At 63.6% G+C, this 22,355-nt stretch carries 20 protein-coding genes, 1 tRNA gene and 2 pseudogenes; 12 read left to right on the forward strand and 11 right to left on the reverse strand.

From position 1 onward, the window contains the following. Positions 1 to 86, forward strand: a pseudogene (locus tag M8744_RS09145) (IS5/IS1182 family transposase); the annotation flags it as partial. 627 nt (positions 87 to 713) lie between these two features. Here the strand turns inward: M8744_RS09145 and M8744_RS09150 are convergent. The 6 genes from M8744_RS09150 to M8744_RS09175 all read right to left on the reverse strand — a co-directional run bounded on the left by M8744_RS09150 (position 714) and on the right by M8744_RS09175 (position 8,858). Beyond that, positions 714 to 1,838 (reverse strand): glycoside hydrolase family 183 protein, encoded by a 1,125-nt coding sequence (locus tag M8744_RS09150; protein ID WP_251413833.1) that lies wholly within the window; start codon positions 1,836 to 1,838, stop codon positions 714 to 716. A 219-nt stretch (positions 1,839 to 2,057) separates the two neighbouring features. Next, complete coding sequence (locus M8744_RS09155; RefSeq protein ID WP_251413835.1) at positions 2,058 to 3,635, reverse strand: protein O-mannosyl-transferase family; 1,578 nt, start codon at positions 3,633 to 3,635, stop codon at positions 2,058 to 2,060. Between the two features lie 70 nt (positions 3,636 to 3,705). Continuing rightward, entirely contained in the window at positions 3,706 to 5,574 is a 1,869-nt protein-coding gene (locus M8744_RS17830; protein WP_251413838.1) for an AsmA family protein, read from the reverse strand. Between the two features lie 220 nt (positions 5,575 to 5,794). After that, positions 5,795 to 7,096, reverse strand: coding sequence for an arylsulfotransferase family protein (locus tag M8744_RS09165; protein ID WP_251413841.1), 1,302 nt, complete (start codon positions 7,094 to 7,096; stop codon positions 5,795 to 5,797). Beyond that, complete coding sequence (locus M8744_RS09170; RefSeq protein ID WP_251413844.1) at positions 7,093 to 8,577, reverse strand: sulfotransferase family protein; 1,485 nt, start codon at positions 8,575 to 8,577, stop codon at positions 7,093 to 7,095. Before M8744_RS09170 ends, M8744_RS09165 begins: the two co-directional genes overlap by 4 nt. Then, complete coding sequence (locus tag M8744_RS09175) at positions 8,574 to 8,858, reverse strand: hypothetical protein (protein WP_251413847.1); 285 nt, start codon at positions 8,856 to 8,858, stop codon at positions 8,574 to 8,576. The genes M8744_RS09170 and M8744_RS09175 overlap by 4 nt, the downstream gene beginning before the upstream one ends. Before the next feature lie 183 nt (positions 8,859 to 9,041). Here M8744_RS09175 and M8744_RS09180 point away from each other — a divergent pair, with 183 nt between their 5' ends. From M8744_RS09180 to M8744_RS09195, 4 genes are read left to right on the forward strand one after another with little or no spacing between them, the layout of a single operon-like run. After that, the gene (locus M8744_RS09180) at positions 9,042 to 10,529 is read left to right on the forward strand and encodes a UbiA family prenyltransferase (protein WP_251413850.1); all 1,488 of its coding nucleotides are present in this window, start codon (positions 9,042 to 9,044) and stop codon (positions 10,527 to 10,529) included. After that, complete coding sequence (locus tag M8744_RS09185) at positions 10,526 to 10,945, forward strand: GtrA family protein (protein WP_251413852.1); 420 nt, start codon at positions 10,526 to 10,528, stop codon at positions 10,943 to 10,945. The genes M8744_RS09180 and M8744_RS09185 overlap by 4 nt, the downstream gene beginning before the upstream one ends. Next, positions 10,945 to 12,285: an FAD-binding oxidoreductase gene (locus M8744_RS09190; RefSeq protein ID WP_251413855.1), complete on the forward strand. Its 1,341-nt coding sequence runs from the start codon at positions 10,945 to 10,947 to the stop codon at positions 12,283 to 12,285. Before M8744_RS09185 ends, M8744_RS09190 begins: the two co-directional genes overlap by 1 nt. After that, positions 12,282 to 13,022 (forward strand): SDR family oxidoreductase, encoded by a 741-nt coding sequence (locus M8744_RS09195; RefSeq protein ID WP_251413858.1) that lies wholly within the window; start codon positions 12,282 to 12,284, stop codon positions 13,020 to 13,022. Before M8744_RS09190 ends, M8744_RS09195 begins: the two co-directional genes overlap by 4 nt. 341 nt (positions 13,023 to 13,363) lie before the next feature. On the opposite strand, the gene M8744_RS09200 is transcribed toward M8744_RS09195, so the two are convergent. Beyond that, the gene (locus M8744_RS09200) at positions 13,364 to 13,582 is read right to left on the reverse strand and encodes a hypothetical protein (RefSeq protein ID WP_251413861.1); all 219 of its coding nucleotides are present in this window, start codon (positions 13,580 to 13,582) and stop codon (positions 13,364 to 13,366) included. A gap of 132 nt (positions 13,583 to 13,714) precedes the next feature. Continuing rightward, positions 13,715 to 14,101, reverse strand: a pseudogene (locus M8744_RS09205) (site-specific integrase); the annotation flags it as partial. A gap of 232 nt (positions 14,102 to 14,333) precedes the next feature. Between M8744_RS09205 and M8744_RS09210 the strand changes: the two are divergent. The 3 genes from M8744_RS09210 to M8744_RS09220 all read left to right on the forward strand — a co-directional run bounded on the left by M8744_RS09210 (position 14,334) and on the right by M8744_RS09220 (position 16,297). Further along, a complete protein-coding gene (locus M8744_RS09210) occupies positions 14,334 to 14,930 on the forward strand; it encodes a TetR/AcrR family transcriptional regulator (RefSeq protein WP_251413863.1) in 597 nt (198 codons plus the stop codon). A gap of 83 nt (positions 14,931 to 15,013) precedes the next feature. Then, positions 15,014 to 15,850, forward strand: coding sequence for an N-acyl homoserine lactonase family protein (locus tag M8744_RS09215; protein ID WP_251413866.1), 837 nt, complete (start codon positions 15,014 to 15,016; stop codon positions 15,848 to 15,850). 108 nt (positions 15,851 to 15,958) lie between these two features. Continuing rightward, entirely contained in the window at positions 15,959 to 16,297 is a 339-nt protein-coding gene (locus M8744_RS09220; protein ID WP_251413869.1) for a hypothetical protein, read from the forward strand. Here the strand turns inward: M8744_RS09220 and M8744_RS09225 are convergent. Continuing rightward, positions 16,260 to 16,994, reverse strand: coding sequence for an IS110 family RNA-guided transposase (locus M8744_RS09225; protein WP_251413885.1), 735 nt, complete (start codon positions 16,992 to 16,994; stop codon positions 16,260 to 16,262). The two genes, M8744_RS09220 and M8744_RS09225, sit on opposite strands and share 38 nt — an antisense overlap. On the opposite strand from M8744_RS09225, the gene M8744_RS09230 reads away from it, so the two are divergent. Then, positions 16,914 to 17,546 (forward strand): tyrosine-type recombinase/integrase, encoded by a 633-nt coding sequence (locus tag M8744_RS09230; protein WP_251413901.1) that lies wholly within the window; start codon positions 16,914 to 16,916, stop codon positions 17,544 to 17,546. The genes M8744_RS09225 and M8744_RS09230 overlap by 81 nt on opposite strands. 68 nt (positions 17,547 to 17,614) lie before the next feature. Here M8744_RS09230 and M8744_RS09235 read toward each other — a convergent pair. Continuing rightward, a tRNA-Cys gene (locus M8744_RS09235) sits at positions 17,615 to 17,688 on the reverse strand. A 153-nt stretch (positions 17,689 to 17,841) separates the two neighbouring features. On the opposite strand from M8744_RS09235, the gene M8744_RS09240 reads away from it, so the two are divergent. The 3 genes from M8744_RS09240 to M8744_RS09250 all read left to right on the forward strand — a co-directional run bounded on the left by M8744_RS09240 (position 17,842) and on the right by M8744_RS09250 (position 20,831). Further along, positions 17,842 to 18,495 carry a protein-L-isoaspartate O-methyltransferase family protein gene (locus tag M8744_RS09240; protein WP_251413904.1) on the forward strand — a complete coding sequence of 218 codons (654 nt, stop codon included), beginning with the start codon at positions 17,842 to 17,844 and terminating at the stop codon, positions 18,493 to 18,495. Between the two features lie 37 nt (positions 18,496 to 18,532). Further along, positions 18,533 to 19,939 carry a TolC family outer membrane protein gene (locus M8744_RS09245; protein WP_251413907.1) on the forward strand — a complete coding sequence of 469 codons (1,407 nt, stop codon included), beginning with the start codon at positions 18,533 to 18,535 and terminating at the stop codon, positions 19,937 to 19,939. Positions 19,940 to 20,012: 73 nt separating this feature from the next. Next, positions 20,013 to 20,831, forward strand: a complete 819-nt coding sequence (locus tag M8744_RS09250; RefSeq protein ID WP_251413910.1) for a hypothetical protein — start codon at positions 20,013 to 20,015, stop codon at positions 20,829 to 20,831. A 3-nt stretch (positions 20,832 to 20,834) separates the two neighbouring features. Here M8744_RS09250 and M8744_RS09255 read toward each other — a convergent pair whose 3' ends face one another. Beyond that, positions 20,835 to 22,295, reverse strand: coding sequence for a cobyric acid synthase (locus M8744_RS09255; RefSeq protein WP_251413913.1), 1,461 nt, complete (start codon positions 22,293 to 22,295; stop codon positions 20,835 to 20,837). Positions 22,296 to 22,355: the final 60 nt, after the last annotated feature.

Here is a 22,355-nt window from a genome sequence, read left to right on the forward strand (position 1 = left end):
GACGTGTGGCGACCCGATACGACAGATGCCCAAAGGTCTTCCTCTCCGCCATCGCACTCGCGGCGCTCGTCATTTATTGGCTATGAGTCCTGAGCCTAGAGACCATCATGACGGGTCCTTTAATTGCTATATTTTTGTGTTGAGGCTGAGAAAATACACGCAGGTCTGAATTTTATTAACGGTGCTCAGTTTGGTCATGTTGCGCGACTGCTGTAAACTGACCTTGCGGGCAGGTTCACGACTACTGCAAACTGGCCAAATGGACAGGGTCAGGACTGCTGATCTCCCCCGTCTGCGATGGGTTGATACCCGTCATCTGAGTGTTGCGCATCAAGGATGCAGGGCCGGGAAGCGATACCATGCGTCCCGTGGGGCGCTTATGTCAGGTGCTGATCCCTAAAGCGTTTCGCGAAAAACCTGCAACACAGCTTTTCGCGAAATGCAGTGCAATAGCCAATCGTTGCACGCGTTTCACCTTTCGCTGATGTCTCAGGTTAAAGGCGAAAGTTGGATTCAACTCACCAGTGCAACTTGACTGTTGGTGACAGTGTAAGGCGGCGATGCTCTTATGCTTCTTACCGACTAAAGTTAAGGAGCATCGAATGCGAGCCTACCGTCGCCTTACGGAAGACGACCGTATAGAGATTTACGCCTCATTGAAAGCGGGCGAGAGCCAAGCGGCCATTTCACGGGCCTTGGGGAACCATGACGAGTCACTCGCGGCGGATTTCAGTTTCTGCATCGTCCTCAATAGCGGTGATGACGGGCGCGTCGAGACTGAGCGGTGCGCGCATAAGGAACACGTTGTAGAGCGGTTTCCACCGGGACATCGTGAAGCGGACGTCCGTGTCGAGCGCTTCGCCCGGCACGATATAGGGGGCATAGAGGCCCGGGTAGTCGCCGGCATGGGCTACGGTCTGCGCCGCGCTCCATGGACCGACAAGATCGGGCGCGGTGCGCAGGACGATCGCGGCCATGCTCTCGTCGAGATACATCATCAGCCAGCGGTGGTGCGTCTCGCTCCAGGCGACCGAAAGCTCGCCTGCCGGTGCCGGAACCACGGTCGCGGCCGCATGGTGATCGGACACCCAGCCGCTGCCATCCCAGTACCTGTAGGCGGCAGGATCGAACAAGGCATCGCGCGCGACACGGCGCAGCCGCACACCGCCGAAGCGGCCCGCGGGGATGCCGAAGCTGTAGATCAGCTCGCCCTGATCGACGAAGGCCACCTGCTCAAATCCGGACCCGTTCGGCCAGACGGCCGTTGGCGAGCGGTTCCAGCTATGTCCATCGTCATCGGAATAGGCGAGGCCGGACTCGCTGACCAGCCAGCGGCCGTCCGAGGTCCACATTCTCACGGACATGTAGTGCAGCACCATCCGCTCGCCCAGCGAGATGCCGTTGGTGGGGATCACGGTCCACTCGATGCCCGGGATTTTCGCAGAGCGGATGAGTTCCTTTGCGTTGCCGTCAGGGTCCGAGATCATCTGCGCGAAGTCAAAGGTGCCGCCCTGGTCGGAGATGCGTGCCATCGTGCTGCTACGCCACGCGCTGCCATCGGCCCCGTAGGTATCCCCAAACACCATGTAGAGCGCGCCCTTGTGGCGGATCATATGGCCAAGGTCGGTGCCATGGACATTCCAGCGGTCGGTCTCATTGGCCGACACCGGGCCGGTCAACTGCTGAACCATTTCGGCTGGCCCGATGCTGAGAGTCGCTACGCCGGGCGTGCTCTCCGGCACTGGTGCTGCCGACACTGCGGGTTCGATCGCGACGACCCCGTCGCCCGCTTGTTGCGCATCCGGCATTGCAAACGCCTGTGCTTGCGCCAGAAACATTCCGGCGGCGACACAAATCCCGATTGTTGCAAGATGCAAACTCACCCGTGGGCTCCTGATGTTAGGAAATCTGCGGCTGGTTCCACTTGGTCAGTGGACCATGGCCTTTGGGGACTTATACGCAGAAAACTGCCGATAACGCCAGTATATAAGCAGAGTCTCGCGGTCACGATTTCGTTGACGTGACGCCGTGGCGACAAGATTGTGGCCCGGTTCCCGCTACCTGCCGCCTTCGGGTCCCGGTTCCGCATCGGTGGCGGTGTCGGGGGCGCAAAGAAAGCCATAGGCGGGCCATGGCGTCCCCTCCGGCTGGTCAAGAGCCCAGGACCGGCAGGCGAGGTCGGGATGGCGATGCTCGATCCAGCGCAGGAGTTGTTCGCCATCGGTCGGCACGACAATGCCACCCACCTCCTCCCGTTCGACGGCGGCCTCTTCCGCGCGCCAGGGCACGCGATAGCGGGCCTGCGGCGTTTCGCCCAGAAATTCGTGGTAGAGCGTGGCCATCCTGAGCCCGTAGGGCATTGAGACCAGCGGATCTTCGATCGGGGCTTGGGCGACCAGCGGGCCGAGTGTCTCCGGCAGGTCGGTGAAGATCGGCTGGCGCGCGGTCAGGCCCTCTGCCATCACCGCGACCCGCCAGATGCCAAGCGCGATCAACAACAGGGCCGTGCCGCGTTGCAGCCCCCGCCAGCGCCCGGCCCACCAACCGATCGCCGCCACGGCGCCGACGAGCAGTGGCCCCAGCACCGGCAGGTGAAAGGCCTGGATATCATAGGCCCCGTACCAGATCACGAAGGGCACAAAGGACAGCGCCACACCGAACACGGTTGCCACGCCAATCCATCCCGCATCGCTGCGGCGCCAGCCCATCGCGAAAAGCACCACGCCCGCAACGATGAGCGGCGCCGAGATCCACGGATGCGCCGAGCGCAGCGTCACCAGCAGCGTCTCGGAACTGTAGGTTGATTGCAATCCGGAGCCGTAGAGGCTGCTGAAATAGGAGCCTGTGATGTACTGAAAGAACTCCTTCAAGGTTGGCGGCAGCGGCAGGTATTCCGAATAGGCCGTCTCCGGGTGGTGGGTGATGTAGGCGAGGTAAAGGTACTGGCTGGCGCCGAGCGCGAGGAGGACGAGAATGGAGGCCACGATGCGCAGACGCAACAGACGCCGCCAGTGCAGTGCGATCACCACAAGGCCCAGCGGCGCCAGCATGATCATCATAAGATGGTTGCCGAAGGACAGCGCGTAGACACCGCAGGCGGCCAAGAAATAGCCTTCGCGCTTGGTCTCAAGGAAGAGGACCAGAAGGAAGGTCGTCGAGAGGACGAAGGCCAGAGCGAGCGGGTAGACCTCCGCCTCGGTCGACTGGACGGCCATCAGCCCGGCGCTGCCCAGAAGGAGCGACCCAGCGATGCCGAAGAGCAGGCTGCGGGTCACGCGTGCGACGATCAGGAATGCCATCGTGTTGGCGACCGCGCCGGGGAGCGCCGCAATGGCGAAGGTCATCGCGCGCCAAGGTTCGACCGGCAGGTCAAGCGCGCGCAGCACGGCGCCAAGGAACAGGATCAGCGGGTAGCCGGGCCCATGGACGAGGATCTGGGTATGCCCGAGCGTTTGGAACTTGGCCGTATCGCCAGCATTCATGACGCCGCCCAGCCCGGGAAACAGGCACCAAGCATAATACGCCGCCCAGAACGCGAGCAGGCCAAGCGCGATGCAGACCCGGAGCAATCCCGACCACGGCCGGTCCACCCGCATGCCCGGGATGGTCCGGGGTGTTGTCTCGGTCGCGGTCATGGCGCGCCCCGACGGGTGGCCGGCGTGATGCGCGCCGGTGTCCGCTGTTGCTTTCTGACAGCGCCCGGCCTCATTCGACTTCTCCCTCTGCGGCGGCCCCGGACGTCAGTTCGTCGCCGCTGCGCGGCACGCCCGCCGCCACGACCGGCGCCGCAAGCGTTCCCCCCAGTCCGAAGGGCAGATCGACGATCGGGGACGCGTCGGCGTCGTCGGCGAGGTCGTCGAGGAGCCTGGCCTGTCCGTCCCCGCGGATCGCCCCGATCCCGAGGTCAGCTTCGCCGAGCATGTCGATGTCGTAGCGCCCGCCGCGGATTCGAAACATGGAGATGCGCGCGACCCCGGGGCCGAAATCGATCCGGCCCTCTGCCGTGTCGAACTCGGTGCGGCCGGCAGATGGGATCAACGGTCCGTCTCGCTCTGTCATGATTTTGCGGCCGTCCGCCAGCCCCTCCAGGGTCATGGCCAAATCAGCCCCCGCAACGCTGCCGTCGCGCGCTTCAGCTTTGATTGCGCCGTCCAAGGCCGTGACCATTGCGCCCAAGGTCGCGCCTCGGGTCGCGAGGTCGATATCTGCATCGAGCGTGCCTTCGGGCATTGGCGGTGGACTGACGAGCGGGGGCGGCGCGAGCAACAGCAGGGTGCGCCCGGTCGCGCCCATATCGACGCTTTCCAGACGGCCATTCACCGCGACCTGCGGTGGGCCACCAGAGGGGACGGCATCAAGCATCAGGTCGCCCCGCAGCCGCCCCAGATCGCCGGCGGCGGCAACTTCGAGCCGGGCGCGACCGTCCTGCGCGTGAAGCCGGATCCGCCGTGCCTCGACACTCTGTCCGGCGAGCCTGCTGTCGCGGAGCCTTGCGGCAAGCGTAACCTCCAGCGGCGCCAGCCAGTCCAGCGTGACAGGCGCGTCTCGCCACGCGCCCGCCGCGATGGAAGTGGCCGCGTCACGCCAGGCTGCCGCCGCTCCGCGGACCACGTCGTCCAGCTGATCGACGGGCGGCTTCTGGCCCGTGAGGGCGATGGTCATGTCGCCTTCTCCCAATAGGCCGCCGAACGAGACCCTCGCATCGGCGACCCCGAGCGTTCGCGGCATGGCGGAGACCCGTCCCTCGATCGCAATCCGACCTGCGCCGGTCAATCCGACCACAGCTGCGATCCGCCTCAGACCTGAGATTATCGGGGTCTCCTTGGCGGCACCGGGCATGTCGGGCTGCGGCTGCGGTGGCGGCGTGCCCGCATCGTCCGCGGTGGCCGCGCCCGACAGAGCCAGCCGTGCGTTACTGCCAGAGCCCGACAGGACGGCGACCGGATCATCAAGCCGACCTTGCACATGCAGCCGTCCCCTCCCGGCGGGAAGGGTGCCGCTGAGCAGAACCGCGGTCGAGCCGGGCTCCGCCGCAATGCGCAGGTCCATGCCATCGAAGCCGACGCGCCGCCCGGCCGACCCCTCATAAACGAAGCTTGCATTGGTGACGATCACCTCGCCCTCGGGCTTGGGGAGGTCCGGTTTGTCGGCCCGAAGGTCGCGCAAGGCGGCCATCGCAGACTCGTCGTGGTCCACTAGGCGCAGGTGCGGCGCCTCCAACGTAAGGGTCTCAATCTCCAACTTGCCCCACAGCAAGGGAAGCACCCGGACCGTGGCCTTGATCGCGGCCACCCCCAACTGCCACTCGGCACCGCCGAAGGTGCCGCCGAATTTCGCGTTCTCCAATGTGATGACGCGGCCCCGCACGGATGAGACCGCCGTGTCCGCGGGCAGGTGGACTTCGCCACCGCTCCAGATCGCGGCATGGGCGGTCAGAGCCCTGCGCAGCCTATCCTCGGACACGAGGCTCGGAAGGGCCCAATAAGCCGCCGTCCCGGCACCGACCACGACAGCGGCAATCGCCACGACTAGGATGTGTCGCAGCTTCGGACGTATCTTGTGGATCCAAGTCACTGTTCCGCGACCTTCCTTTGCTTGCGCCGGACGTCAGGCGCGGAACGTACCATCCTTCGCGGTTCACCTGCAGGGCGGGGCACGGTCGTCTTGCCCCGATATGACCGTCGAAATCCCTCTCGGCTTTCGATTTAAAGGGAACTCGGACACCGTGCAAGGTCGGGGCCGACCTGGTCGGATCAACGGGTCCACCCCGCGCGTCCCCCCTCCATCGCCGGACTCAGTAATCTCCGTCGCCCTCGGGCCCCGCATCCCGGGCCCGGCAGTCCGGCAGACCGCCTTCGAAATAGGTCTCAGGCACGTGGCGCGCCTCGGTGACGACGAGGTTGCGGTCGTCATCCCACGGCAGGTGTCTTTCCCAGACCAGTTGGCCCTCGGTGTCGACTTCCAGAACGCGTCCGCGCTCCGCCTCCGTCAGCAAAAGATTGCCGTCCGGAAGGATCTGATGTTTGCCCCGCCGCCACGAGTAGAAGGGTACCTTGTCGTTTCCCTCGAAGACAACCGACATAGTGTCGTCCGACGGATCGACCCGACGGATCAGCGATCGTCCGGTCCCAGTGCCGTTGTCGTAAACAGTGATGGTTCCGTCGGGCTGGAAGTCTGGATCATGCTGCCGGATCCATGGGCCGTGATGCCACCACTTCAAGCGTCCGGTCCCCGGATCGACGACTGCAACAAGATTGATCTCGCGCAGGCTGAAAAGGATGTCACCCGGCGCGAACATCGGAAAGGCATCGGCCATCTGCGCAGTCAGCGGCTCGGCGTCGTTGGGGTGGAATGGATCCTCGACATAGACCATGCGATCGCCGACTTCTTCCAGAGTGACCGTGCGCAGTTCAAGGTATCCACGCTGCTCGCCCTTGGCCGCCGGGATGACATCCCGCCGGATGTCGAGCACCGACAGCTCCTCCCCGGTCTCCTCGTTGAGGCGCACGATGGCTTCGTCGCGCCATGTCACCAATGCGCCTTCGCCGTCGCGCGCAATGGAATGATGGTAGTTGCCGTTCTCGACCCACATGGGTTCGCCGCAGGCGTCGATCCGCGCGATGGCGTTGCCCACGTCGAAGGTCACCGCCAGCGAGCCGTCCTCGAAGACCTCCATGCCGTGCATCACGACGTTGCGCGGGCTCATCTTGTCGTCGAAGCTCTCATAGCGGACCGGCCAGCGATGCACCTCCTGGCCCTCGTCATCGAACATCTGCACGAGGTGGCTGGAATTCGTCCGGTCATCGCCGAGTGTCGTGACCAGCACAAAGCCCGGCGTCGGCTCGGCTCCGGGCGTGGGGTGATAGCCGCGGTCGGGGTCATTGTCCGCCGCGGGCACCAGGTGACGGGTGGGCGCGAGGCCCAAGTCGTTGCGCCAGAACAGTGCCAGATCGACGATCGTGTCATGCGCCAGCGCGATCTGCGGCGCCGGGAACCAGCCCCGCACCGAGGCGACCGCGCCGTAAACGACAGAAAGCACCACGAGCGACAGCACGAAGGCCGCGGCGGCGAGGCGATCGGAGAGCGGCGTCTTCATGCCGACCTCGGTGCCGGTTCGGGAGCGAGCGATTTGCTGCACAGCTCGGCATGTAGCTCGCGTGCCCGTCGCATCAGGCCGGGCGATGCCTCGGCGAGCGCCGGCGCAGGTGACGGCGGCCGCAGGGTATTTGCCTGCTGCGTCAGCGCCTCGGGAGCAGACAGATCCAGCGCCGTGGCAAGCGTGTCCAACTGCGGTACGGGATCGCGGCAAAGCGCGTCGTGGTCGACGAAGATCGTCCGGTCCCCGGCGCTGGACAAGATGTGCCGGTAAGCGCTGATCCAGTAACGCAGCCAGAAATCCACGTGCCCGGCCTCGGCGGGATCGGGGGTCGCCCCGTCAAAGGCGATGGGCCGCAATGCCGCGCCGAACTCGAAATGGCCAAGCCCCTCCATGTATTGGCGAGCGAAAGGCTCTTGGGCATGCAGCTCAGAAAACCGCGCGTGCTGGCGCATCAGCGAGGCGACCTGTGCCGCCGGATCGCGTAAGGGGATCACGATGGTCGCGTCGGGGTGCATTGCTTCAAGAAGCGGAAGCCGCGCGATGTTTGCGTTATTTTTCGACAGGTAGCGCCGTGCGCCGGGTTTCGTCGCGACGATCTTGGCAAGGTGGGTGCGAAAGAACGCCTCGAACTGCGCATCGCGGTCGTCGCCGCGCCAGGGGCGGATGTGGTCGCGTCGGTAGTGGTCGGGCCAGAATGCCAGCCAGGCCATCTCCTCGAAGGCCTCGGGGCTGTCCAACCCGACTTCGATCCCGTCGCCATGCGCCCTTTCTGTAAGTTCCGACGACTTTCGGAACGCGGAAGAGAACCCGCCCCAAAGCAGTGGCGCAAGCGTGAAGGGCATGTGCCGGTAGGTGGCTGATGCCAGCTCCGGACAGCGCGCCAGCATCTGTAGCAGGATTGTCGTGCCGGCGCGCGGCAGCGAGGTCACGAAGACCGGCCGCGCCGCCCGCGCCGGGTCAATGCTCCGACGGTAGAGCTGCGACTCGACCTTGGCCAACCGCCGCTGCCGTGCGGGCGCGGCGAAGGCCAAGTTGTGCAACGCCTTGTCGAGCGGACCGTAAGGCACCTCGCTCCCGTCCTCATCGCTGCCGCCTGCGACCCTGGCCCGGCGATCAAGGAAGATCCAAGCCGCCACGGCACTGGCGCTCGAAACCAAGATGAACGGCCAGCCGGTCCCGACGTGCAAAGCCCCTTCCAGGCTGTAAAGGCCGGCGGCCGCGCCCGACCATACCACCACCCCTGCCACGGCCAGCGCCGCGATCCCGATGCCGGCGATCACGAAGAACCGGCCGCCAAGGCGGATCGACGCGCGCCGCACGGCCGCTTCCTTCGCGTCTTCGGACAGATCCGGGTCGGCCATGACCGCGAGCGCATCCTGCGCCGTCCGGACGATCTCTTGCCCGACGGCGGCCGCACGCATCAGCCTGATCGCGGCGAGAAATGCCGCCAGCCCCGCGATGAGGAACACGACCGTCATTCGGGCGCGCGGTCGGCCTTGTCGCCGTCGGAGGCGCGCTTGCGTTTGCGCCGCAGGCGTTTGAGCGGATACCAGACGAAGCCGACGACCGCGAGACCCAGCGCCAGGATGAGCGCGATGACAGTGCCGAGCGCCGTCAGCCCAGCCCCGGGGCCGATGTAGGCCTGCGCGGCCTGCGGAAACGTGGCGGCCGCGGCCGCGGCGAAGGTTGCCCGGATCGCGACGGATTGCGACCAGAACGTGCGGGGCCGGCGGGGCGGCAGGGGTGTCTCGTGTGTCATCGGCGGAAAAATGATCACAAATCGTAGCGGATGGCCAGAGCACCGCATTTGTATTAGCTTACTGCGCATGTCTTTGCCAACCGACGTGAACAGAGCCGAAACCCCGAGCGATCAGACGCATCGTCGCGCGGCTGCAGGCCGGGTGGCGCACTGTCGGCAGCATCTTGCCGAGGGGTGGAGCGCATGAATACCGTGAAGCCTTGGGCGGCGGCGTCGGCGGCAGCCCGCGACGCGGGCGTGGCCGAGACCCACCCGTTGCCCGATGTGCTGGTGGTCGATCTCGACGGCACGCTCATTCGGACCGACATGCTATTCGAGACGTTCTGGGCTGCGCTGTCGCAGCGCTGGACGAGTATCGTCGGGGTCTTGGGCGCGCTCCCCGAGGGCCGCGCGCACCTCAAACGCACTCTTAGCGGGCTCGGTGCCGTCGATGTCGCGGCGCTGCCCTATAACGACGACGTGGTGGCCTATGCACGGCGCTGGCGCGAGGCTGGCGGGCGAGTGGTTCTGGTCTCTGCCGCCGATCAGCGGATCGTCGATAGCGTCGCCGCGCATCTGGGGCTTTTCGATGCAGCGCATGGGTCGGACGGGCAGACGAACCTCAAGGGTGCGCGCAAGGCGGCGTTCCTGTCTGAACGCTTCCCCGAAGGCTTCGCCTATTTTGGCGACAGGGACGCCGACTACCCGATCTGGCAGCGCGCGACGCGCGCCATCACCGTCGACGTGCCGCAGTCGCTACGGGCGCGGGTCGATGCGCTTCCCGTCCCGGCCGAACACCTGACGACCCGCGGATCGCCCTTGCGACCGCTCTTTCGCGCGATCCGGCCGCAGCAATGGCTGAAGAACGTGCTCGTCTTCTTACCGCTGCTCGTGGCGCACCGGTTCACGTTGCCGGCGATCGGCGAGGCCGCGCTGGCCTTCGTCGTCTTCAGCCTGGTCGCCTCGTCGGTCTATGTGCTCAACGACCTGCTCGATCTGGAGGCGGACCGCGCGCATCCGCGCAAGCGCGAACGCCCCTTCGCCTCGGGCGCGCTGCCGCTGTCGTGGGGCACCGCGCTGGCACCGGGGCTGCTGCTGGCCGGCGGGCTTCTCTCGCTGCCGCTGGGGCCGGAATTTCTCGGGGTGATTGTGGTCTACTACCTTGTCACCACGGCCTATTCCTTCGTGCTCAAGCGGCGGCTCGTGGTCGATATCTGCGCGCTTGCCGCCCTCTACACGTTACGGATCATTGCCGGGGGCGTCGCCACCGGCATCCCGCTTTCGGTCTGGCTTCTCGCCTTCTCAATGTTCTTCTTCTTCTCGCTCGCCGCGATGAAGCGTAAGACCGAGCTGGTCTCCAGCGTCGAGGAGGGTGCGGAGGTAGCGCCCGGGCGTGGCTATATGACGGACGACCTGCCGCTGGTGTCGAACATGGCGGTGGCGTCGGGCTATGTCTCGGTGCTGGTGATGGCGCTCTACATTAATTCGCCGGCGGTGACGGTTCTCTATTCTGCGACGGCACCGCTCTGGGGCATCTGCCTCATCCTGCTCTATTGGCTCAGCCGGATGATGATGCTCGCCCATCGGGGGCAGATGCACGACGACCCGGTGGTCTTCGCTGCCAAGGACCGCGTGTCGCTGCTCTGCGGCGGGCTGATCTTCGCCCTGGTGCTATCGGGCATGCTGCTGTGACCCGGACGACGCTGGTCATCCGATACACGGCCTTCGCCGTCGCCGCGACGCTGGCCAATCTCGGGGCGCAGCGGTTGGTGCTCGCGCTCGATGAGGGGCCTCGGGGCTTTGCGGCAGCGGTCCTCGCCGGCACGCTGGTCGGTCTGGTGCTCAAGTACCTGCTCGACAAGCGGTGGATCTTCGAGGACCACACGACCGGGGTCGCAGCGCATGGCCGCAAGTTCACCCTTTATACCGCGATGGGTATCGCCACGACCGCGATCTTCTGGGCGACCGAGACGGCGTTCTGGATCATATGGCACACTGATCTGGCGCGGGAGACGGGCGCCGTCCTCGGGCTCGCGGTTGGCTACGTCATCAAGTACCGGCTCGACCGGCGGTTCGTGTTCACCAACACCGTGGCCGGGGCGGCGTGATGCAGGACTTTCGCACCGAAGAGCTTGCCGGCTGGGGCCGCTACCCGCGGTGCCCGGGGCCTGTGGCGCGGCCGCGCCACGCCGAAGCCGTGGGCGCCCTGATCGGTGCGGGCGGTGTGATCGCCCGCGGCAACGGCCGCGCCTACGGCGATAGCGCGATGGGGGCGGCGGCCACGCTCGACCTGCGGCGGCTGAACCGGATGCTGTCCTTTGATGATCAGGCCGGACGCCTCGTGGCCGAGGCGGGGGTGCTTCTGGGCGACGTGATCGCAACCTTCCTGCCGCGAGGCTGGTTCCCATGGGTGACGCCGGGGACGAAATTCGTGACGCTGGGCGGTGCGATCGCGGCTGACGTGCACGGCAAGAACCACCACCGGGACGGCGCCTTTGGCACCTTCGTTGACTGGATCGACGTGATGGGGGCGGACGGCGAGGTCGTGCGCGCCAGCCGCGACGAGAATTCTGAGCTTTTCGCCTGGACCCTTGGCGGCATGGGGCTGACCGGCGTGATCCTGCGCGCCGCGATCCGGCTCCGCCCGGTGGAAAGCGGCTGGATTGCCCAGACCACCATCCCGGCACAGAACCTTGCCGAGGCGATGGACGCCTTCGAGGCGGCCGACGATGCAAGCTACTCGGTTGCCTGGATCGACTGCCTCGCCTCGGGTGCGGCGCTCGGCCGGTCGCTGGTGATGACCGGAGAACATGTGCAGGCCGACGACCTGCCGCCGGATCGCCGGACGCACCCCTACCGCACACCGCGCAAGCGCCAGCTGTCGATGCCCTTCGACGCGCCCACCGCGGCGCTCAACCGGTTCTCGGTCGGCGCCTTCAACGCGCTTTACTGGCGCCGCGGTCTGCGCGCCCCGCGAAAGGCGCTGGTCGACTGGGACAGCTATTTCTACCCGCTCGACGCGATCCTCGGCTGGAACCGGATTTACGGCCGCCGCGGTTTCGTGCAGTTCCAATGCGCGTTGCCTCTGAACGCCTCCGAGGCGGGACTGCGGGCGCTGCTGTCCGAAACGGCCGTTGCGGGGCAGGGCTCCATCCTCGCGGTGTTGAAACGCTTCGGCCCGCAGCAGAGCCGGTTCTCCTTCCCCATGGCGGGCTACACGCTGGCACTGGATTTCCCGGCCAATGCGCGGACGCTGGCGCTTCTTGATCGGCTCGACGCCATCGCCGCGGACCATGGTGGGCGATTCTACCTTGCAAAGGATGCGCGGCTGTCGGCCGCGACACTGCACCGGGCAGATCCGCGCGCCGCGGCGTTTCGTGCCATGCGGCGGGAAACCGGATGCGACCGCGCGTTCGCTTCTGCACAATCTGAAAGGTTGCTCCTATGACAGATACCGTTCTCGTCCTCGGCGGACGCTCCGACATCGGGCGCGCCGTCGCGCACCGCTTTGCTGCGGCCGGGCATCCGGTGGCCCTCGCCGCGCGCAATGCCCCCGATCTTGAAGCGGACCGCGCCGACATCGCGATCCGTCATGACGTCGAGGCGACCTTGCACGAATTCGATGCGCTCGACACCGACGCCCTCGGCGACTTCGTGGACGCCTTCGATCCGGTGCCCGGCATCGTGGTCTCCGCGATCGGGGCGATGGGCGATCAGACCACGAGCGAGACCGATCCGGCCGCCGCGGCCCAGGTCATGCGCATCAATTACGAGGCACCCGCGCAGGTGCTGGAGCTGTTCGCGGCCCGGATGGCGGCGCGGGGCGGCGGCACGCTTGTCGGCATATCTTCCGTGGCTGGCGATCGCGGGCGGGCGGTGAACTACGTCTACGGCTCGGCCAAGGCCGGGTTCACCGCCTATCTCTCGGGGCTGAGAAACCGCCTGTGGGGCACTGGCGTGCATGTCGTCACAGTCAAACCGGGTTTCGTCGAGACGCGAATGACCGAGGGCATGGACCTACCCGGTGCGCTGACCGCGCGCCCCGAGGCCGTGGCCGAGACGATATTCCAAGCCGTGGCGCGGGGCCGCTCTGTCGTCTATGTCAAGCCAGTCTGGAGGGCGATCATGATCATCATAGGCGCCATTCCCGAGCCAATCTTTCGCCGGACCCGCATCGGCAGTTGAACGGCCAGACGCTGACCCACCGGATCTCGAGTGGCCCAATCCGGGCACCGAATTGCAAGGCCCTATTGTCCAGAAGGTTTTGTCTTGAGTTTCTAAAGCGTTTCGCGAAAAACCTGCAACACAGCCTTTCGCGAAACGCTGTGCTGCATCTGATCGTTGCACGCGGTTCGCCTTTTGCTGATGTCTCAGGTTAAAGGAGGAATGCTTTAGAACAGTTCCAACGGCAGCGGGCGCAGGATCGTCGATGCGGAGCTGTGGGCCGCGTTCGTACTCGCGCAGGATGCGAGTGCCCGCGATCAGGACGGCGGCGATCAGGCCGTAAATCAAAAAATCGGTGGAAGTCATTGCTTGGCCTCGCCTTGCTTGCGGTGGACCGTGAACTTCAACCCTTTGAGGCTGGCGATCTTGACCGTGTCGCCGGGTTTCAGATGGGGGCGGTCCGCGTGCGCGCCAACGCTCGCCATGCGCGTGGACATGGCCGCCGCCGTCGGCGCACTCGGCAGTCCCCCGCCACGCATCTGCACGGGCAGCGCGGCACCGAAATTCGTGCGCCGCGCCATAGCTGCAACGCGTTCAGACGAGGATCAGCAGAACGGGGATCGTGACGCTGAGCTTGCTGCGCGATATCCGAGCGACAGCACTGCGAAAACCGCATTGCGTCATCTGGTCAGAGGGTCAACGTCCAGTGTGGGCCGTTCGTGAAAGCGCCCAGGCCCGAGGTATTCGGATCCGACCATGAGCGGCTCTCGCATCCACCGTGCCAGCGATGCCCGTGTGCCTTCAGAAATTTCAAAACGCACGGGCTTCTGGGTCTTGCTCTGCAGCACCGACGCGCGTGCCTTAATTTGACCTGACGCCATGACATCGACCACCTTCATCTTCACCAGATTGCAGCCGCGCAGCTTGCTGTCGATGGCCAGATTGAAAAGCGCCAAATCACGATAGTTCTCAGCCAGTTCCAGCCGCACCCTTATTGCCCAGACGTGTTTAGGCGTGAGCGGCCGTTTCTGGCCGACAATCCGGCCCTTGTTCCTTGCTGGACGCAATGCGCGAATGGCGGGTAAGTTTGGTGTTTGCATGATGGATCCTCCGATCCACCAAGCCCTCCCACATCGACAACTCGAAGTTGACAAGGCATCATATCATGTGATGCTGCGTTGCATCCGAGGTCGGGTCAGAGCCCAAACTGAATGATGCTGCGGGCAACTTGAATGGCCGCTTCTCACTGTGTCATGAGCTAAACGAAATCGGATGATCATAGCAGGTTTCGCAGGGTTGACTAATAGGTTAGCAATAGCTAACCGCATTGGTATGACCCAAGACCAACCATATGTTCATGACACAGATGCGCCCGGTAAGGCGCTCATCCTTCAAGAGGGGCTACGTCTTTTCGCGCGAAAAGGGCTGTCTGCGACATCAATCAGAGACATTGCCCAAGCCACCGGGCTAAGTAATCCGGCGCTATACAAGCACTTTGCTACAAAGGACCAACTGGCCTTGGTCTTGTTCGAACGGCTGTACCGCGCCCAGTTGCAGCGCGTTTCGCGGACAACAGGACAATCGTCTACATTCCGCCTCAAGTTTCGGGCATTTCTTGAGACCGGGTTCCGCGCAGTCGATGAACATCCCGAAGCGACAGTATTTGTAGCGGACAATCTAAGGACGCTTTGGCCCCATATGCCGGACGGCCTAAAGTCCCGAACAATGCTGTCTGTCCTGCGGGACATTATTCAGCTGGGTCGATCAGAAGGAGACGTGGCGTCCAGCGTTGACGAGAACATGCAGCTGGCTTTGGTCGTTGGCATGCTTGAGAACATCACGCGTCAGGTATTCTTTGGGTCACTGGCGCACCCAGCTTTGGCGCAACTGGACGACGCGGAGCATCTTCTTCGCAAGGCTCTTCGGTAAGTTTTTTTACCACAGGTTAGCGACTGCTAACCATTTAGCCCGGCGCTATGCGCATAACGCAACCACCCAATAGGAGATCCATCATGAAAATCCACGGAATCGAGACAGGACGAGTCAAAGTCACTGAACGCTGGAGGAAGGGTGAGGGCAAAGGAATAAAACGTCTTCTGAATGCGGTATTCGACAAGAAAATGACGGCCTGGCTGCCAATCCATGTTTGGATCATCGAGCATCCTGAAGGCCTCATTGTTATAGACACTGGTATTCCATCTGACGCTAATAAGCCGCGATATTTCCCTCCCTACATGCCACTGTTGCAACGGGCGGCCGTCTTTGATGTCTCGCCAGAGGATGAGATCGGTCCCCAAATACGAAGGCTTGGATTAAATCCAGACGATGTGCGTTGGGTTGTGCTGACCCATCTACATCAGGATCATGACGGAGGCCTGCACCATTTCCCGAACGCCGAGATCGTTGTTTCGCAAGATGAATGGAACTTCGCCTCTGGGTTCAAGGGACGTATGAACGGCTACCTCAATCAACGCTGGCCTCGGCGTTTTAGTCCAACACTCGTGGATTTTCAGGAGACGGCATTCGGGCCTTTCGCAAGCCATGCGAAACTTACCCATGCGGGTGACGTCACGCTTGTTCCAACGCCCGGCCATTCACCAGGGCATTTATCCGTATTTTTGAATGAGGGCGACACGACTATTATGTTTGCTGGTGATACGTCTTATACGGAACGTCATCTGGTTCAGCTGATGGCCGATGGGGTCGGAACTGACATTGTTGCGGAAATAGAAACACACCGCAAAATCCTTGCCTATGCCGCTGAAAACCCCACTGTGTATCTGCCCAGCCATGATCCGGATGCGCTTCAACGATTGGCTGACCGCGCTATAATCAAGATGCAAGAATAGGCGACTGAGGGTATTGCATTGAAAGCGGACCTTCGCGCAGCCGTAGCGAAAGCTCACTTCGTCCGCTCTGCCGACCTTCGTCCTTTGAAAATGCTGCACCATGGACGAATGGCCGCTCTGGTGAAGCTGCGCTGCGGCATGGGCGTGGCGGGTGGAAGGCATCTGTGGGTGGCTCCTGCATTGCAAGAGTTTTTTGGCGATTTCTGCGGTCATTTTTGTCAGTACTGTCGTCTGTCCGGCCTGTTTGTGTGGTGGTGTTCCACTGGCCCTGATGAATTCCGCAAGCGAGGTTCCAATCGGCTTATCGACCTCAAAGGGCCGCTGCCATTCCCGGAGTGTCCTTGCTCTTGGTTGACTTATTTTCGCATCATCACTTCAACGTCTTGCATCTCATGGGCAGTCGGCGCGATTAGAACGCAGGCTGCCGGTATTCCTGTTTCTTCGTGAGCATCGCCCAGATGGCCCGAGTGGCCTTGTTGGCCATGGCGGTTGTTGCCAATCGGAATGGTTTGTCTGCGATGATCTTCGCCGTCCAGAGATCGACTTTCTCTGGCGAACGTTTCGCCATGACAGCGCGAGACGTCATGCCCACGACCAGAAGTTTGCGAATGTATCGATCACCCTGCTTCGTAATCTTGCCCAAACGTTCCTTGCCGCCGCTGGATTTGTTGAGAGGGGTCAGTCCGAGCCAGGCTGCCAGATCACGCCCTGTGCGGAACTGCTTTGCGTCCCCGATCGTGGCGACAATCGCTGAGGCTGTGATCGGCCCGATACCAGGCATGCGCATCAGTCGGCGTGCGTCTGTGCTCAGCATCGCATGCTGCTCGATCATCTTCGTGTAACCCGCAATACGCTCGTTCAAGCCAATGAACTGATAGCACTGCATGCCGAGCATGCCGTTTGCGATATCCGGCATGTCCGGGTGATCTCCATCCAGATGGCGCTTGGCGAACGCTGTGACTGCCTCAATCCCAATCGGCAGAATATGCCCAAACTCGCGTAGTAAGCTGCGGATCATGTTGACCATCTGGGTGCGCTGCCGGACAGCCAGATCGCGGGTGCGATGGATCGACAGAACCGCCTGTTGATCCTCAGTTTTGATCTCGACAACCCGGCAAAGGGAATCCCGCTTTTCAAACAGCAAAGCGATGGGTGGGAGCCTTGGCCAGATGATGTGCGGGATGAGTTTGAATGGCTCGCAACTCCGCGGGCGCGCCTTGTCTACGAGCTTTGCCTTGGGACCGGACAGAGAATCGGCGACGTCCTCAAGATGGAGTGGGCTAACGTTGCGAACGACGGCTTCGACCTGACTCAAGGCAAGACGAATAAACCGCTATGGATCCCACTTACGGATCGCCTGAGTGACTATCTGCAAGGCTTGGAACGTCGAGAGGGACGCCTAGTCACCGACAATGGTCAGTCCGTCAGCTACCGGACGATTGCTCAGGAAATGCGCGCGATAAAGGCGCGGATGAAGCACGCGGACGCCGCGCGATACAAGACCCACGGGTTACGCAAAAACGCGACGATCGAGCTCTATCTGGCTGGCTGCGATGACGAGATGGTCAAGTCCGTGACCGGACATTCTGGCGTTGAGATGCTGAAGAAATATGGCGGCCAGGTCCGGCAACGAGAGCTCGCAAGCCGCGCTCAGGAGGCTCGGAACCGACTGGCGCGCGAAAAGAACGAACCATGAAAGTTTCAACGATTGTTTCAAAATCAACGGCGAAGGAGGTCGAAAATGACGCAAGTCATTGATTTTATTGGAGGCGAGTACCGGAATCGAACCGGTGTACACGGATTTGCAATCCGCTGCGTCACCACTCCGCCAACTCGCCATCCGGGTGGTGCTGCGGAGGTATCGGATTGTTCTGAGCCTTGCAAGTGCCTTAAACACCGCCCAGCGTCGAAATGCGCATGCCTTGGCCGTTGCCGCCATGGCCCCGATGTGACAAAACGATCCTGAACCATGAATGCAAAGGTTTGGCCCCATGACCGATTTTGCCACGCGTCGCACCGTGATGGTCGACACCCAAGTCCGCCCCAATGATGTAACGAAATTCAACGTGATCGACGCGATCATGGCCGTCCCGCGCGAGGATTTCGTGCCAGCCGAAAAGCGCGAAACTGCCTATGTCGGCGAGAATGTCGATATCGGTGGCGGTCGCGTTTTGCTTGAGCCGCGCACGCTGTCGAAAATGCTCGATGCGCTGGATATCCAGCCCGATGAGCTGGTCATGGATATCGGCATCGGGCTTGGGTATTCGGCGGCGGTGATTTCGCGTTTGGCCGAGGCTGTCGTGGCCGTCGAGGAAGACGAGACCATGGCGCAGGAGGCACAGACCGCGCTGGCCGAGGCCGAGGCCGACAACGTTGTCGTGCATGTCGGCCCGCTGGCCGAGGGCGCGGCGCAACATGGCCCCTATGACGTGATCTTGTTGCAGGGGGCCGTTGCCCATCTGCCGGACCAGATCATTGAACAGCTCAAGGATGGCGGTCGCATCATCTGCCTGTTTGACGAAGGCGTCATGGGGACCGTGCGAATCGGCTACAAGGTCGACGGCGTGATGTCCTGGCGCGATGCCTTCAATGCCGGCGCGCCCGTTCTGCCCGGGTTCGAGCGGCACACGGCGTTCACCCTTTGAGTTATTCCAGTTGTCAGACCCTTGTCAGGAGCACAGCGTGACCCTTCTTAGAAAAGTCAAAGCCGGTATTCTGGTCTCCGTGCTGGCCGTTTCCATGACAACGGGCGGCGCGCGCGCCGACAGCCTGGCCGACGCCATGGCCGATGCTTATCGCAACAGCGGGCTGCTTGATCAGAACCGCGCCGTCATGCGCGCCGCCGACGAGGACGTGGCCATTGCCGTGTCTTCGCTGCGGCCGGTCGTGAACTGGGTGGGCGACATCACGCGAACATTTGGTGATACGCGTAATCTCGGGGTGGTGCGCAACAACGAGGCGACATCTGCCTCGATCGCGCTGAACGCTGAAATCGTGCTGTGGGATGGCGGACGATCCAGGTTGAACGTCGATATCGCCAAGGAAACCGTCCTGGCCACGCGGCAGGCGTTAATCTCGGTCGAGCAGTTGGTTTTGCAGCGTGCGGTCAACGCCTTCATGGACGTGCGCAGCACGTATGAAATCGTGCAGCTGCGCCGCAACAACATCCGCGTCATCAGCGAGGAATTGCGGGCGGCGCGTGACAGGTTCGAAGTGGGCGAAGTGACACGCACGGACGTGGCCCTGGCCGAGGCGCGCCTGGCGGAGGCGCGCAGCAACTTGGCCCAGGCCGAGGGCGATCTTGCCATCGCGATCGAGGAATTTCGCGCCACGGTGGGCCGTGCGCCTGGCAACCTGACGCAACCACCGTCGATGCAGATGCCGGTGCGCACCGTCGAGGCGGCCAAGGCCGTGGCAGTGCGCGCGCACCCGGATATCAAGAGCCTTCAATCCCAGGTGACGGCGGCCGACCTGGGCGTGCTGCTGGCGCGCCGCGCGACGGCGCCCGAGGTGAAGCTGACCGGGCGGCTGAGCGTGAGCGAGGGGTTCGGCAACGACAATTACACGCGCGGCGGTTCGGTCGGGGTGCAAACCGGCGGCGTGATCTACCAGGGCGGTCAGTTGATGGCGCAGGCGCGCAAGGCAATGGCACAGCGCGATGCGCGCCGGGGGGAGTTGCTCGATACCCAGCGGGTTATCGCGCAGAACGTGGGCACCGCCTATGCCCGCGTGCAGGTGGCACAAGCCGCGCTGCGGGCCGTCGATGAACAGATTCGGGCCGCGCGCGTGGCCTTTCGCGGCGTGCGAGAAGAGGCCACGCTGGGCGCACGTACAACGCTGGACGTGCTGAATGCCGAACAGGATCTGCTGGATGCGCAGGCCAACAGGATCACCGCCGCCTCGAACGAGTACAAGGCATATTACGCCCTGCTTTCGGCGATGGGGCTGCTGACGGTAGACCAGTTGAACCTGGACGTGCCGCAATATGACCCGGCCGCCTATTACAACATGGTCAAGGATGCCCCCAGCGCGATCAGCGAGCAGGGCCGCCAATTGGACCGTGTGCTTCAGAAGCTGGGCAAAGAGTAAAGTTCCAAGCATCGGTTGTGCGATGGCTGCGCTGCGGGTAAGCTCAAACCAGAGCAGAGAAGGTGGCACAGGCATGTCAGACCCCTTGAAAAGCGCGGATATCGAAGATGTTCTTTCTTCGATTCGCCGGTTGGTGTCCGAGGAATCTCGCGATGTTCCCTTGCGACGGTCCGAGGCAGAGCCGGACAAGCTGCTGCTGACACCCGCGCTGCGCGTCCCCTCGAACGACCAGCAGGACGAGGCTGGAAATATGGCCGCCGAGCCCGAGATGCCCGAGGCGGCGCCCCCCGAAGAACAGGCAGCCCAAGATGCGGAAACGCCTGATGCCGCGCCGCAGGCGGATACTGCCGATGCTGCACAGTCCTCGGTTACAGACGCCCAGGATCTGATCGACGCCTTCGTTGCCGGCGAAGAATATCGCGCTGACGACCAGGGCCATCAAGATGAACCCGAAGCGTCACAAGCCGATGACGCGGCCGAGCTGTTGGAATGGGAAGACCACGCCCAAGGCAACGAAGGCGACAGGGCAGAAGAATGGGCTGGCACGCTCTACGATGCGGCGCGCGCGCATGGCGAAGAGCCGCCGGTGACCGATACTGCCTCCGCGCCGGAGATGACCGCGCCGCAGGATGACCCGCAGACCGAAGAACCGGCTGCTGATCATGCGGCCGCACAGGGTAGCGCGCGGGAATCAGACGCGCAGAATGACGAAGTTTTCGATTTTCTGGCGGGCGACGACGCGGTGCTCGACGAAGAGGCGCTGCGCGAACTGGTGGCCGATATCGTTCGGCAAGAATTGCAGGGCGCGCTGGGTGAACGCATCACGCGCAACGTGCGCAAGCTGGTTCGGCGGGAAATCCACCGCGCGCTTTCCGCGCAAGAGCTTGACTGACAATCAGACCATCGGCGCGGCCAGCCGCAAAATTCCGTCGATGTCCAGATTTGCCTCGAGATGCGTGGCAAGTGCGTCCAGCGTGTCTTCGACCCGGTCTTCGTAAGACAGGTCTGACTGGGCGCCAAGGCGTGCCAGATACGCCGCGCGAAACCCGTCATCGGAAAACAGCCCGTGCATATAGCTGCCCAGGACGCGCCCCGAGGCGCCGGTGGCCCCCTCCAGCGTTCCATCCGAAAGGCGCAGCCATGCGCGGGCGCGGCCCGGCCCCTCGGTTTGGCCCATGTGGATCTCGTAGCCCGCGACGCGGTCGCCGGTGGGTATGTAGGTGGCCCGGGTCAATGACAGGTGCTTTTTCGGGTGCAGAACGGTCGCAACATCAAGATGCCCCAACCCGTCGACCGTGCCGGACGGCCCCTCCAGCCCGTCCGGGTCGGCAATGCTGCGCCCCAGCATCTGGTAGCCGCCGCACAGGCCCAGCACATGCCCGCCGCGCCGTATATGAGCGGCCAGGTCAATGTCCCAGCCGGCGGCGCGAAACGCGGCAAGATCGGCGATGGTCGCCTTTGAACCGGGCAACAGCACCAGCCGCGCATCCCCCGGCAAAGGGTGCCCCGGTGCAATCAACCGAAGGTCGACGCCCGGCTCTCCTGCCAACGGGTCGAGGTCATCGAAATTTGCAATGCGGGGCAGGCGGGGCACGGCGACAACGATGCCGGTGCCGCTGCCTCGCCGCGTCTCGATATCCATCACGTCCTCGGCCGGAAGGCGCCACGCTTCGTCGAACCATGGCACGACCCCGAAACCGGGCCAGCCCGTGGCGCGTTCGATCACGGGCAAGCCGTCATCGAACAGCCTTGGGTCGCCGCGAAAGCGATTGATCGCGAACCCCCGGATCATAGCACGGTCGCCGGGGTCGAGCACCGCGTGCGTGCCCACGATCTGCGCAATGACACCGCCCCGGTCGATATCGCCCACCAGCAGTACCGGAACCTCGGCTGCCCGTGCAAAGCCCATGTTGGCGATGTCGCGCGCGCGCAGATTTACCTCGGCGGGGCTGCCCGCACCTTCGACCAGCACCAGGTCGGCGCGGCTGCCAAGCCGGGCAAAGCTGTCCATTACAGCGGGCAGCAACCGCTCGCGCAGTGTGCCGTAGTCACGGGCTTCGGTCGTGGTCAGGCACTGGCCCTGCACGATCACCTGTGCGCCGGTTTCCGAGGCGGGTTTCAACAGAACAGGGTTCATATCGGTGTGGGGCGCAACGCCTGCCGCGCGGGCCTGAAGGGCCTGCGCGCGCCCGATCTCGCCGCCATCGGCGGTGACGGCGGCGTTGTTCGACATGTTCTGAGGCTTGAACGGAAGCACCCGCATCCCGCGGCGCGCACAGGCGCGTACCAGCCCGGCCACCAGCAGTGACTTTCCGACGTTCGAGCCGGTGCCCTGAATCATCAACGCGCGCGTCATCTGTGATCCGCCCGGAAAAGAAAAAGCGCGCCGTTGCGGCGCGCCGTCTCTTGCAGTGTG

The organism is Lutimaribacter degradans (assembly GCF_023703375.1).
Taxonomy (GTDB): domain Bacteria; phylum Pseudomonadota; class Alphaproteobacteria; order Rhodobacterales; family Rhodobacteraceae; genus Lutimaribacter; species Lutimaribacter degradans.

Coding starts and splice junctions, on each gene's coding strand:
- M8744_RS09150 (WP_251413833.1), bottom strand. CDS start 1,838: ATGTTTCTGGCGCAAGCACAGGCGTTTGCAATGCCGGATGCGCAACAA.
- M8744_RS09155 (WP_251413835.1), bottom strand. CDS start 3,635: ATGACCGCGACCGAGACAACACCCCGGACCATCCCGGGCATGCGGGTG.
- M8744_RS09165 (WP_251413841.1), bottom strand. CDS start 7,096: ATGAAGACGCCGCTCTCCGATCGCCTCGCCGCCGCGGCCTTCGTGCTG.
- M8744_RS09170 (WP_251413844.1), bottom strand. CDS start 8,577: ATGACGGTCGTGTTCCTCATCGCGGGGCTGGCGGCATTTCTCGCCGCG.
- M8744_RS09175 (WP_251413847.1), bottom strand. CDS start 8,858: ATGACACACGAGACACCCCTGCCGCCCCGCCGGCCCCGCACGTTCTGG.
- M8744_RS09180 (WP_251413850.1), top strand. CDS start 9,042: ATGAATACCGTGAAGCCTTGGGCGGCGGCGTCGGCGGCAGCCCGCGAC.
- M8744_RS09190 (WP_251413855.1), top strand. CDS start 10,945: ATGCAGGACTTTCGCACCGAAGAGCTTGCCGGCTGGGGCCGCTACCCG.
- M8744_RS09195 (WP_251413858.1), top strand. CDS start 12,282: ATGACAGATACCGTTCTCGTCCTCGGCGGACGCTCCGACATCGGGCGC.
- M8744_RS09200 (WP_251413861.1), bottom strand. CDS start 13,582: ATGGCGCGGCGCACGAATTTCGGTGCCGCGCTGCCCGTGCAGATGCGT.
- M8744_RS09210 (WP_251413863.1), top strand. CDS start 14,334: ATGACCCAAGACCAACCATATGTTCATGACACAGATGCGCCCGGTAAG.
- M8744_RS09215 (WP_251413866.1), top strand. CDS start 15,014: ATGAAAATCCACGGAATCGAGACAGGACGAGTCAAAGTCACTGAACGC.
- M8744_RS09220 (WP_251413869.1), top strand. CDS start 15,959: ATGGCCGCTCTGGTGAAGCTGCGCTGCGGCATGGGCGTGGCGGGTGGA.
- M8744_RS09230 (WP_251413901.1), top strand. CDS start 16,914: ATGGATCGACAGAACCGCCTGTTGATCCTCAGTTTTGATCTCGACAAC.
- M8744_RS09240 (WP_251413904.1), top strand. CDS start 17,842: ATGACCGATTTTGCCACGCGTCGCACCGTGATGGTCGACACCCAAGTC.
- M8744_RS09250 (WP_251413910.1), top strand. CDS start 20,013: ATGTCAGACCCCTTGAAAAGCGCGGATATCGAAGATGTTCTTTCTTCG.
- M8744_RS09255 (WP_251413913.1), bottom strand. CDS start 22,295: ATGACGCGCGCGTTGATGATTCAGGGCACCGGCTCGAACGTCGGAAAG.